The sequence below is a fragment of the Pseudonocardia sp. 73-21 genome, assembly GCF_001899645.1.
Lineage (GTDB): Bacteria > Actinomycetota > Actinomycetes > Mycobacteriales > Pseudonocardiaceae > Pseudonocardia.
This window is the reverse complement of record NZ_MKVV01000083.1, coordinates 211,191-222,580: the sequence shown is the minus strand read 5'-3', so window position 1 is coordinate 222,580 and position 11,390 is coordinate 211,191. Positions and strand designations below refer to the sequence as shown.

Annotated in this window: 9 protein-coding genes and 1 pseudogene; 7 read left to right on the top strand and 3 right to left on the bottom strand. The window is 76.3% G+C overall.

From position 1 onward, the window contains the following. Positions 1 to 1,807 (top strand): annotated as a pseudogene (locus BGP03_RS26875) (hypothetical protein); the annotation flags it as partial. Between the two features lie 44 nt (positions 1,808 to 1,851). On the opposite strand, the gene BGP03_RS26870 reads toward BGP03_RS26875, so the two are convergent. Further along, positions 1,852 to 4,452, bottom strand: coding sequence for a DUF2156 domain-containing protein (locus BGP03_RS26870; RefSeq protein WP_296369998.1), 2,601 nt, complete (start codon positions 4,450 to 4,452; stop codon positions 1,852 to 1,854). Here BGP03_RS26870 and BGP03_RS26865 point away from each other — a divergent pair. From BGP03_RS26865 to BGP03_RS26840, 6 genes are all read left to right on the top strand, one after another. After that, on the top strand, positions 4,447 to 4,650 hold the full coding sequence (locus BGP03_RS26865; RefSeq protein ID WP_296369997.1) for a hypothetical protein: 204 nt from the start codon (positions 4,447 to 4,449) through the stop codon (positions 4,648 to 4,650). The two genes, BGP03_RS26870 and BGP03_RS26865, sit on opposite strands and share 6 nt — an antisense overlap. Continuing rightward, the gene (locus BGP03_RS26860; RefSeq protein ID WP_296370112.1) at positions 4,650 to 5,873 is read left to right on the top strand and encodes a cysteine desulfurase-like protein; all 1,224 of its coding nucleotides are present in this window, start codon (positions 4,650 to 4,652) and stop codon (positions 5,871 to 5,873) included. The genes BGP03_RS26865 and BGP03_RS26860 overlap by 1 nt, the downstream gene beginning before the upstream one ends. A 3-nt stretch (positions 5,874 to 5,876) precedes the next feature. After that, positions 5,877 to 6,629 (top strand): IclR family transcriptional regulator, encoded by a 753-nt coding sequence (locus tag BGP03_RS26855; protein ID WP_296369996.1) that lies wholly within the window; start codon positions 5,877 to 5,879, stop codon positions 6,627 to 6,629. Between the two features lie 50 nt (positions 6,630 to 6,679). Then, positions 6,680 to 7,894, top strand: a complete 1,215-nt coding sequence (locus BGP03_RS26850; protein WP_298797619.1) for an aromatic acid/H+ symport family MFS transporter — start codon at positions 6,680 to 6,682, stop codon at positions 7,892 to 7,894. Further along, positions 7,891 to 9,489, top strand: a complete 1,599-nt coding sequence (locus BGP03_RS26845) for a thiamine pyrophosphate-dependent enzyme (protein WP_296369993.1) — start codon at positions 7,891 to 7,893, stop codon at positions 9,487 to 9,489. The genes BGP03_RS26850 and BGP03_RS26845 overlap by 4 nt, the downstream gene beginning before the upstream one ends. Before the next feature lie 88 nt (positions 9,490 to 9,577). Further along, positions 9,578 to 9,718 (top strand): hypothetical protein, encoded by a 141-nt coding sequence (locus BGP03_RS26840; protein ID WP_296369991.1) that lies wholly within the window; start codon positions 9,578 to 9,580, stop codon positions 9,716 to 9,718. A 6-nt stretch (positions 9,719 to 9,724) separates the two neighbouring features. On the opposite strand, the gene BGP03_RS26835 is transcribed toward BGP03_RS26840, so the two are convergent. Both BGP03_RS26835 and BGP03_RS26830 read right to left on the bottom strand, forming a co-directional pair. Then, complete coding sequence (locus tag BGP03_RS26835; RefSeq protein WP_296369989.1) at positions 9,725 to 10,468, bottom strand: type II CAAX endopeptidase family protein; 744 nt, start codon at positions 10,466 to 10,468, stop codon at positions 9,725 to 9,727. Further along, the gene (locus tag BGP03_RS26830; RefSeq protein ID WP_296369987.1) at positions 10,465 to 11,358 is read right to left on the bottom strand and encodes an NAD(P)H-binding protein; all 894 of its coding nucleotides are present in this window, start codon (positions 11,356 to 11,358) and stop codon (positions 10,465 to 10,467) included. The genes BGP03_RS26835 and BGP03_RS26830 overlap by 4 nt, the downstream gene beginning before the upstream one ends. Positions 11,359 to 11,390: the final 32 nt, after the last annotated feature.

The window sequence follows — 11,390 nt, the reverse complement described above, 5'->3', positions numbered from 1 at the left end:
ACCGTCGGGTCAGGCACCGTCGGGTCAGGCACCGTCGGGTCAGGCACCGTCGGGTCAGGCACCGTCGGGTCTCGGGCCGTCCTGGGAGGATCGCTGGAGTCGCGGTCCCGACACCGGCCCGCGCGAGATCCCGGCCGACATCGACGCCACCGCCGGCGTCGTCCGGCGTCTGCAGGCCCGCGTCGACCGCCACCGGTGGCTGCTGGCCCGGATGCAGTCCGACCCGCTCCAGCCCGAGCCCGCCGGGCTCCCCGAGCTGCTCGAGACCGTCGCCCGGATGCGCCGCGACACCGAGAGCCTCCTCATGCTGCACGGGCAGGACCCCGGGGTGCCGCCCGGCCCGGCCCGGCGCCTCGCCGACGTGCTCGCCGCCGCGGCGTCCGCGGCCGAGGAACCCCGCCGCGTCGACGTCCGGACGGTCCCCGGCGCCGACGTCACCCCCGCCGCCGCCACCGAGCTGCTCCACGTCCTCGCCGAGGTCGTCGACCACGTCACGGCCGTCTATCCCGGGGCCCGCGTCGACGTCTGCTGCGCGGCCGAGGCGCCCGGCGGCGTCGTCGTCGAGGTCCGGGCCGGCGGGGCCACCCGTCACGACCCCGAGGGGCTGGGCGGCCGCCGCGCGCTGGGCGCGGCCCAGCGGCTGGCCCAGCGGTCGCTGTCGGGCATCGTCCTGCGCTCGCCCGACGGCGGCGCGCGGGACGCGGGGCCCGTCGCGACCATCCACTGCCCGGGGTCGGTCGTCACCCTCGACCCGGCGCCGACCCGCGAGCCCGACCGCGGCCTGACCGCCTGGTCGGCGCGGCGGAACCGGGAGCCCGGGCCGATCGCCCGCGAGCCCTTCGGTGATGCTCCGGGCCCCGACACGCGTCCCGCCCCGCGCCCGGACGTCACCCGCCTGCGCGGCGAGCCCGACCCGGCCGCGGATCCCCTCGCCTTCGGCTCCGACCTGCGGCGCTCCGCCGCGCCGCCCGACCGGCAGCCCGACCTCCGGCAGACCGGTCCGCAGCCCGCCGACCTCCGGGCCGCGGACGAGCTCGACCCCCTGTCGGGTCCCCTGCCGCTGGACCGGATGCTCGCCGAGTCGACCCTCCTGGAGCCGCCCCCGCCCGGGGCCCAGCGGCTGGACTTCACGCCCCTCGTCCCGGATCTCGGGCACCGCACGAACGGCGGCGGCCGCAACGGTCACGACGGCGTTCCGTCCGACCGGGCCTCCGACCACGCGCCGTCGGCCGGATCGCAGGTCGACGAGCTGTTCGGGCCGATGGCCGATCTCGCCCACGATCCCGCGGACGACGACGCCACCCCGATCTTCGCCGCGGTCGCCTCGGCCTGGTTCCGCGAGGACGAGCCCGATCCCGCGCCCGCCCGCCACATCGGGCAGTCCCGCAGCCCCGTCAACGGATACGCGAACGGGCACTCCAACGGGCACGCGACGGGCGCCGCACGCCCGGGTCCCCGCCACGGCGGCGGCGAGGGCGGTGATCCCGGGAACGGCACGCCGGCCGGCGGCGGGCCGCGCAACTGGGAGACCCCCAGCGACGTCGAGTGGCGGGCCGCCGCCGAGCGCGCCGCCCGTCCGGAGCCCGAGGCCCAGACGGCCACGGGCCTGCCCCGTCGGCGTCCCGGCAACCAGCTCGTGCCACCACCGCGCGGCGGGGCCGGGGTGCCGGAGGTCGAGCACCCGGACCGGGTGCCCGACCGCGTCCGCGACCGGCTCAGCACCTACCAGCGGGGCCTGCGCCAGGGCCGCCACCGCGCCGATCCCGGCCCGGCCGACTCCGATCCGGGCGATCCCGCCGCCTGGTAGCCCCCCAGTCGCCCAGTCGCCCAGTCGCCCAGCCGCCCAGCCGCCTACGGGCGCAGCCGGCTGAGCAGCCGGCCGTACTGGCGGGTCTTCATGCCCGGCAGGTAGGCACGGCCGATCGCGAGCCCGATCGCGGGCAGCGCCACCGGGTCGGGATAGGTGAGGTAGAGCGGCTCGTAGCGCGGCTGGAACTTCGCCTTGAACGCGAGCAGCGACCGGAAGCCGTAGACGGGCTCCAGCGTGCGGCCCGCCAGGTCCAGCACGCGTTGCAGGCGCCCGACCGGCCCCTCCTCGGGGCGGTCGGTCTGCGCGAGCGGGGCGCCCGAGAGCGAGAGGAGCTCGTAGCCCTCGTCGCGCAGGTCGCGCGCCGCCGAGGCGATGAGGAACTCCATGGCGCCGCGGAACCCACCCGCGCTGCGGCGGCGCATGAAGTCGAGCGTCCAGCCGGCGACGCGGCCGTCGCGGTGGATCGGCATCCAGCTCGTGACGCCGTGCACGGTGCGTTCCGCGTCGACGGCGACGAGACACCGCACGGCGTCGTCGGCCAGCTCGTCGAGCCCGCCCAGGGTGAAACCCATCTCGGGCAGGCCCTTGTCGGCCACCCACTCCTCGCTGATCGCCCGGATCTGGTCGGTGAGCGCGAGCGGCGCCGAGTCGTAGGACAGCCACTCGGCGGTGATGCCGTCCTTCTCGGCCTTGTTGAACGCGGTGCGGATGTCCTGCCACTTCTTGCCGGTGAACTCCAGGCCGTCCAGCGGGAGCACGGTCTCCTCGGCTACCTGCACCGCGTTCCAGCCGAGCCCGGCGGTGGCGTCGCGGGTGGCGGAGGTGACGCTGTAGAGCGCGGGCGTCCAGCCCCGCCGGCTGCAGAACTCGGCGAAGCGTTCGACGGTCGGGCCGAGCGCGTCGGGGCCCTCCGGTGCGCAGCCGATGGGGTCGGCGGTGGTCAGGGCCACGGAGTTGATCACGCGGTACGCGACGGCGGTGCGGTCGCCGGGACCGAACCAGTAGTGGTGGCCCGGCCAGGTGGTGATCCAGCCGAGGTCGGAGCCGCCGCGCCGTTCCAGCAGGGCACGGGCCCGTGCCGCGTCGGCGCCGGCCTCCTCGAACCGCGGACGCGTGAACGCGCGCAGCAGGCCGCCCGCCACCACCAGCCAGAACGCGGTGCCGGTCCACTCGAACAGCAGCGTGGCGAGGTAGCCCTCGGGCAGGAAGTCCGGCTCGACCTCACCGAGGTAGCCCGGCGGCAGGAACCGCAGCGGCAGCTCGGCGAGCAGGGCCATGGTCGTCGGGGGCCGGTCGAACTGCTGCGCGACGGCCGTGCCCCCGCCGAGGAACAATGCCGACACCACGCCGAGCGTGGCGGCGCAGACCCCGGCCAGGCGCCGGTAGGTGCCGTGCGGCGCCTTGACGTCGAACTGGCGACGGGTGACGACCAGCAGGACGGCCACGGCCAGCGGCAGCAGTGACGGCAGCACGAGGCCCAGAACGGTCTGCACCCCCGGCGCCCCGCCGAACACCACCAGCTGCCGCTCGGGGGTGGAGCCCACGACGACCGCGAAGCCGACACCCAGGGCGGCGAGCAGCAGGTTCAGCCCGATCCCGACGTGGCGGGCGGCGCGGCGCCCGCGGCGCAGCCCCTCGGCGACCACGAGCAGCAGCAGCACGGGCACGACGGCCGCGATGGCGGGGCCGACACCGGACAGCCGCAGGCGGGCCTGGAACTCCCGGCACTCCGCGACGGGCGCGGTGGCGCACACCCGCTGGACGGTGGCCGCCGACGGCGGGGGCGACAGCACGATGTACTGCAGCACCGACAGCGGCCCGATGGGGGCCTGGGCGAGCGCGGCGACCACGGGTCCCACCGCCGAGCCGGCCACGAGCAGCGCGACGAGCACGCGCGTCTCGGCCTGGGAGGGACGACCGGCGCGCCGCCGGGGGCCGGTGCCCCCCTCACCCGGCCCGTGCGTGCGGAACACCCGGCGTCCGAGCACCAGGCCGATCATCCCGGCCGTCAGGGCCACGACGTCCGAGAGCTGGCCGGAGTAGGCGACGACCATCACGAGCCCGACCACGAGCACCACCCGCAGCCGGCGGCGCCACAGCGCCGAGAGCCCGCTGCTGGCCGCGAGCGCCAGCCCGATCGCACCCGGGGCGATGCCGATGGTCAGCTGGTGGGCCAGCGCCGTGGCCCACGCCCCACCGGCGGCCCGGCCGACGGAGATGCCGGCGAGTGCGACGAGCGTGCCCGCGACCTGCGTGCCGAGGAGGATCGCCAGCGCCCGCCGCGTGCCGATGCGCCGCTCGGCCACGCTGCCCGCGACGAGGACCAGGGCGGTGGCGCCGATGTAGCCGCCCGGACCGCCCCACCAGAGCATCGCGGTGACGGGCGTCCACCAGCGGCCGGCCTGGAGGGGAGCGATCCCGGTGCCGATGAGGTGCAGCATGCGGGGGCGCGGGCCACCCAGCGATCCGGTGGCCAGCCCCATCGACCACGCCAGGGCGACGATCGACGCCGCGAGTGGCACGCGCCGGGCGGCCCGCCACAGCGCGGCGGGGAGCCCCGCCGTCCAGCGGCGCAGCAGACGGGATCCCGGCCGCCCCGCGACCGACCGGTCGGACGGTCGGATATCGGGGGCCACGTGCACGCCCCCGATCATCGCCGCTGCCGCGCGGGCGCGGGCAACGGGGTCGGCCCGTCGTCGGGTTCGAGGTTCCCGACCGCCGATGCGCTCACCGCCGCGGCCGACGGCGTGGTGCTGCGGGCGTGGCGCCCGCCCACGGTCGAGCGGGTCGCCGCCCTGTTGCACCGTGTGGTGTCGGGCCCCGGACCCGTGACAGGGTGATCGGCGTGAGCAGCTACGACGTGCAGGCCGTCCGCGACCGCTTCCCCGCGCTGGAGGCGGGCTACGCCCACTTCGACGGGCCGGGCGGCTCGCAGGTGCCCGAGGCCGTCGCCGCGGCGGTCGCCGCCGCGATGACCTCGCCGCTGGCCAACCGCGGCCGGGTCACGGCCGCGGAACGGGCCGCCGACGACATCGTGCTCGGCGCGCGGGCCGCGATGGCCGACCTGCTGGGCGCGACGGTGGGTGACGGGACCGGGGGCGGCGTCGTGTTCGGGCGCAGCATGACCCAGCTGACGTTCGACGTGGCCCGCACGCTGGCCGCCACCTGGGAGCCGGGCGACGAGGTGGTCGTCACCCGGCTCGACCACGACGCGAACATCCGGCCGTGGGTGCTGGCGGCCGAGGCGGTCGGGGCCACCGTGCGGTGGGCCGACTTCGACCCCGCCACCGGCGAGCTCACCGAGGAGGACGTCGCCGCCGTGCTCTCGCCGCGCACCCGGCTCGTCGCCGTCACCGCCGCGTCGAACCTGATCGGCACGCGGCCCCCGGTGCGGGCCATCACCGACCTCGCCCGCGCGGCGGGGGCCCTGACCTACGTCGACGGCGTGCACTACTCCGCGCACACCGCCGTGCACGTCGAGGCGCTGGGCGCCGACTTCTACGCCTGCTCGCCCTACAAGTTCCTCGGCCCGCACTGCGGCGTCGTGGCCGCGGCGCCCGCGCTCTGGGAGACCCTGCGCCCGCAGAAGCTGGCACCCTCCTCCGACGCCGTGCCCGAGCGCTTCGAGCTCGGCACCCTGCCCTACGAGCTGCTCGCCGGCACCACCGCCGCCGTCGATGTCCTGGCGGACCTGGTCCCCGGCTCCGGGGCCCGGCGCGAGCGGCTGCTGCACTCCATGGCCGCCGTCGAGGCCCACGAGGACGCGCTGCGCGAGCGCATCGAGAAGGGGCTGGCCGAGCTGCCGGGCGTCACGCTGTACTCCCGCGCCGAGCACCGCACCCCCACGCTGCTGCTCGGGCTCGGCGGCCGCGAGCAGGCCGCCTACGAGTTCCTGGCCGCGCGCGGTGTCAACGCCCCGGCCAGCTCCTTCTACGCGCTGGAGGCGTCGCGGCGGCTCGGGCTGGGCGACACGGGCGCGCTGCGGATCGGGCTCGCCCCCTACGTCCACGACGGCGACGTCGACCGCCTCCTCGACGGCCTGGCCGCCTTCCTCGAGGGGTAGCCGGTGGCCGGGGGGACGCGGCAGGCCGGCCGGTCGGTGCTCGACGGGGCGCTGGCCGTGCTGGGCGCGTTCTCCGACCACCGCCCCGAGCTGTCGCTGGGCGCGATCGCGGCGGCCACCGGCCTGCCCTCGGCCACGGCCTACCGGCTCGTCGCGGAGCTCGTCGAGTGGGGCGCGCTGGAGCGGGTGGCGCGCGGCCGCTACCGGATCGGGCTGCGGCTGTGGCAGGTCGGCTCGCTCGCGCCGGTGGCCCGCGACCTGCGTGACGCCGCGCTGCCGTCGATGCAGGACCTCTCGGCCGTCACCGGCCACCTCGTGCACCTCGTGGTGCTCGACGGCCACGAGGCCCTGTTCCTGGAACGCCTCGCCGGGCACGTCGAGGTCCGGGTGCGCTCGCGGGTCGGCCGGAAGCTGCCGCTGCACGGCAGCGGGCCCGGCAAGGTGCTGCTCGCCCACGCCCCGCCGGAGTTCGTCGACGAGGTGCTGGACCGGGGTCTGCCCCGGCTGGCCTCGGGCACCATCACCGATCCCGTCCAGCTACGCCGGGCGCTCGCCGACATCCGCCGGGCCGGCTACTGCCTCTCGCGCGACGAGATGACCGAGGGCACGTCCACGGTCGCCGCGCCCATCACCGCCCCCGACGGGGAGGTGGTGGCGAGCCTGTCGGCGGTGGTGCCGAGCGCCACCGGGAACCTGCAGCTGCTGGTCCCGGCGGTGCGGGTGGCCGCGGCCGGGGTCACCCGCGCTCTCCGCTGAGTGGGAGGAGAGGCAGACAGACCCGGGCTCCCCTGCCGATACTGCCCGGCATGACGACGGAGTCGGTGGCGGGGCGGTCGACGAGTGCGCGCAGGGGCTGGGTGGCGCCGCTGTGCTGGGTGACGATCGCGCTGGAGGGGTTCGACCTCGTCGTCCTCGGCGTCGTCATCCCGTCGCTGCTGAAGGAACCGTCCTGGGGGCTCGACCCCGGTACCGCGGCCCTGATCGCGACGGTCGGGCTGGTCGGCGTCATGGTCGGGGCGCTGGTGGTGGGGCCCGTCACCGACCTCGTCGGGCGGCGCCGGGCCATGATCGGCACCGTCGTCGTGTTCTCGATCCTGACGCTGGCCTGCGCGTTCGCCCAGGACCCCTGGACGTTCGGCGCGCTGCGCTTCCTCGCCGGCATCGGGCTGGGCGGGGTGCTGCCCGTGGCCCTGGCGATGGTGAACGAGACCGCGCCCCGCGGGCGTGCGGGCAGCGCCACCACCACGATGATGACCGGCTACCACGCCGGGGCGGTGCTCAGCTCGCTGCTCGGGATCGTGGTGATCTCCTCGCTGGGCCTGGGCTGGCGCCCGATGTTCGTCATCGGCGGCCTGATCGCCGTGCTGCTGCTGCCGGCGCTCGTGCTGCGGCTGCCGGAGTCGGAGGTCTTCGCGCAGCAAGGCGGGAAGGGGACCGGGAACCCGGTCGCCGTGCTCTTCCGGCCCGGCTACCGCCGCGCCACGCTCGCGTTCTGGCTGGCGTCGATCATGGGCCTGCTGCTGGTCTACGGCCTCAACACCTGGCTGCCGCAGATCATGATCGCGGCCGGCTACCGGCTCGGCGCCTCGCTCGCGCTGCTGCTGACCCTCAACGTCGGCGCGGTCATCGGCCTGCTCGTCGCGGGCCAGGTGGCCAACCGGATCGGGACACGCACGGCGGCGCTGGTGTGGTTCGTCCTCGCCGCGGTGTTCCTGGCGCTGCTCACCGTGCGCCTGCCCGGCGTCGCCATCTACGGCACGGTGCTGCTGGCCGGCATCTTCACGTTCAGCTCGCAGGTGCTCGTCTACGCCTACGTCGGGCAGCGCTACCCCGACGCCGCCCGGGCCACGGCGCTCGGTGCGTCGAGCGGGGTCGGGCGCATCGGGGCGATCGCGGGCCCGCTGGTCACGGCGCCGCTGCTCGCGGCCGGCGTCGCGTTCCCGTGGGGCTTCTTCCTGTTCGCCGCCGTCGCGGCGGTGGGTGCGGCGGGCGTGGCGGCGGCCGGGCGCACGACCGCATGAGGACGGTCCGCGACGCCACGTTCGACGTCCTCCGCCGCCACGGCCTCACCACGATCTTCGCCAACCCCGGTTCCACGGAGGTCGCGTTCCTCGTCGACCTGCCCGACGACGTCGACTTCGTGCTCGGCCTGCACGAGGGCTCCGTCGTCGGCATGGCCACCGGCTGGGCGACCGCGCGGGACGCCCCCGCGCTGGTCAACCTGCACACGACCGCGGGGCTGGGCAACGCGGTCGGCGCGCTGGCCACGGCCCGGGTCAACCGCGTCCCGCTCGTGGTGATCGTCGGGCAGCAGGACCGCCGCCACCTCGCCTCCGTGCCGTTCCTGGCCGGTGAGCTCGACGGGCTCGCCGGGCGCTACCCGGTGTGGGTGAACCAGCCCGCGCGCCCGCAGGACGTGCCGGGCGCGGTCGCCCGCGCCTGGCACGAGGCCCGGGCCGGCCGCGGGCCCGCGCTGGTGATCGTGCCCAGCGACGACTGGTCGGCGCCCGCGGGGGAGGAGGGCCCGTCGGCGCCGTCCGTGCTGCGGCGCGCCACCGGGGTGGATCCCGAGGCGCTCGACGGGCTCGTCGCGCTGCTCGACGGTGCGGTCGCGCCCGCGCTGGTGGTGGGCGCCGACGCCGACCACCCGGCGACCTGGGAGGCGCTGGTCGCGCTCGCGGAACGGCTGGGCTGCCCGGTGTGGCAGGAGGCGTTCGCCGCCCGGGCGGGGTTCCCCCAGGACCACCCGCAGTTCGCCGGGCACCTGCCCGCCGGCCGGGCGCGGCTGCGCGCCCTGCTGTCCCCGCACGACGTGGTGCTCGCGGTCGGGGCGCCGGTGTTCCGGCAGTACCCCTACGAGCCCGGGCCGTTCGTCGAGGCCGGTACCCGCGTCGCGCTGGTCACCGACGACGCCGAGGACGCGCACCACAGCCCCGTCGACCTCGCGGTGCTCGCGCCTCCCGCGGCGGTGTGCCGGGTGCTCGCCGCACGGGTCGCGGCCCGTCCGCTCATGGCCCGCGTGCCCCGTGCCGTGCCGCCGGAACCCCCCGCCGACGGGGAGCCGCTGCGGGCCGCGCACGTGCTGGCGGCCCTGGCCGAGCGGGTCGCGGCCGACACCGTCGTCATCGAGGAGACGCCGTCGAGCCGCCCGGACCTGCACCGCCTGCTGCCCGCGCGGGCCCCGCTCGGGTTCCTGTCGGCGGCCATGGGCGGGCTCGGGTTCGCGCTGCCGGCCGCGGTCGGGGTGCGGATGGCCCGGCCGGGCACGCCCGTCGTCGCGGTGGTGGGCGACGGGTCCTCGCTCTACGCGGTCCAGGCGCTGTGGAGCGCGGCGCACTACGGCACCGGCGTGCTGTTCCTCGTGCTCGCCAACGGCCGCTACGCGATCATGGACCGGCTCGCCGAGCGGCACGGGGACGGCAAGGCCCCGTGGCCCGCGTTCACCGAGGTCAGCGTGAGCGGGATGGCGCAGGCGCTCGGCTGCCCGGCCGTGCGGGTCGAGGACCACGCCGGGCTGCTGAGCGTGCTCGACGAGGTCGTGCCGACCCTGGCCGGGCGCCACGAGCCGCTCGTCGTCGAGGTCGTGGTGGAGGTGGACGCGACGTTCGAGCCGTGAGCTCCCCGGTGGGCGAGCGGATCGGCGCGATCATCGCGGGGGTGGCCGGCGCGGCACCCCGTTCGGCGCCCGCGGCTACCGGCTGACGGTGCCGGCCGAGGTCGTCGCGCAGTTCGGCGGCTGCTTCCTGCTCAACGCGACGGACCACGGCGGGTCCACGATCGCCGGGTACGCGCGCGTCGTCGGCGGGCACCTCGTGGTGGGTGCGCCGGCCGTGCGCCCCGGCTGAGGCGGGTCAGTCCTGAGCCTCGACCGGCATCTCGGGGTGTTTGCGGAACAGCGGGGGCAGGTAGCGCAGCATCAGCGTCGACCACGTCAGGTGCGTGAGCAGCGGCGCCTGGATGCCGCCCGTCGCCCGGCGCTGCAGGCCGAACAGGGCCCCCATCACCCCGGACGCGAGCACGAGCGCCGGGTTGCGGGTGGCCACCGTCGCGAGCATGTACACGCCCGTGGACGCGGCCACGGAGTTCTTCTCCGTCAACGCCGCGTAGAGCGCGCCCCGGAAGAACACCTCCTCGGCGGCCCCGTTCGACAGGGTCGTGAGCAGGACCAGGCCGTTGTCGCCCTGGTCGGCGTAGCTGAGCACCGAGGAGATGGCGCGGTCGAGCACCGGGATCTTCCGTGCCACGAGTGCGGCGCCGTAGAACAGGCCGAACGCGCCCACGCCCAGCGCCACCGGCGTGATCACCGGGCGGCGCAGCGTGCCCCCGGGACCGAGACTGCGCCCGAGGTGCAGCGGCCCCGACACCAGCCCGCCGACCACCCAGGTGGCCGCGGTGGCGGCGGTCAGGCCGTAGAACTGGGGGGAGTCGGGCCTGGTCGAGAGCGACGCCCCGAGCACGCCCGCCCCGGCCAGCGCGGTGCCGACCACGACCTTTCGGCGGCGGTGGAACGCCTCGTCGGTCTCCCAGTGGTCGCGGGGCACCTTCTCGGTGAGCCACTTCGGCAGGCGCCGGATGGCCCGGTCGAGGACCGTCATGCCCGGGCCGCCTTCGCTCGCTCGCCGAGCGCCGCCAGCACCATCTCGTCGTAGTCCATGGGTTCGAACGGTACGAGCCCGCGGATGCTGTCGTCGCGCACCACCACCTCGTTGGCCATGGAGTCGATCAGCGAGCGGCCCGTCTGCACGTCGACGTCGGTGACGAACGACAGCCAGCGCGACGACAGCTGGGGCGACAGGAACGGGACCGGCACCACGATCATCGTGCGGCCCTCGATGGTGGCCACCCGCCGCAGCATCTCGACGTACTCGAGCACGTCGGGGCCGCCCACGTCGAACGCCCGGCCGGAGGTCTCCGGCACCTCCAGCACACCGACCAGGTACCGCACGACGTCGGCGACCGCGATCGGCTGCGTCCGGGTGCGCACCCAGCGCGGGGTGATCATGGCGGGGAGGTGCTCGACGAGCTGGCGCGTCATCTCCCAGGAGATGCCGCCGTGCCCGACGATGATCCCCGCGCGCAGCGTGGTGACCGGAACCCCGGCCGAGCCCAGCAGCTCCTCCACCTCGCGGCGGCTGCGCAGGTGGGCCGAGAGGTCGTCGGCGTCGTCGCCGAGCCCGCCCATGTAGACGATCCGGGTGACGCCGGCCTTCGCCGCCGCCGTGGCGAACGTGCGTGCGGCCTCGGCGTCGCGCTCCTGGAAGTTGGGGTCGTCGAGCGAGTGCACGAGGTAGTAGGCGGCGTCGCAGCCGGCCAGCGCGGTGTCGAGCGAGGCGGCGTCGTGGACGTCGCCGGCCACGGCCTTGCCCGCCCCCGAGTACCGCTCGGGGCTGCGGGTCATGGCGAGCACCTCGTGGCCCGCTGCCTCCAGGGCCGGGCACAACCGGCCGCCGACGAACCCGGACGCACCGGTCACCAGTACTCGCATGGGTCCAGCCTCCCGTGCCGCCGCCCGTCCCG

What these genes read in the sequence shown, in the direction of transcription:
- BGP03_RS26845 (WP_296369993.1), top strand. Translation starts at nt 7,891, where the DNA reads ATGAGGACGGTCCGCGACGCCACGTTCGACGTCCTCCGCCGCCACGGC.
- BGP03_RS26830 (WP_296369987.1), bottom strand. Translation starts at nt 11,358, where the DNA reads ATGCGAGTACTGGTGACCGGTGCGTCCGGGTTCGTCGGCGGCCGGTTG.
- BGP03_RS26850 (WP_298797619.1), top strand. Translation starts at nt 6,680, where the DNA reads ATGACGACGGAGTCGGTGGCGGGGCGGTCGACGAGTGCGCGCAGGGGC.
- BGP03_RS26835 (WP_296369989.1), bottom strand. Translation starts at nt 10,468, where the DNA reads ATGACGGTCCTCGACCGGGCCATCCGGCGCCTGCCGAAGTGGCTCACC.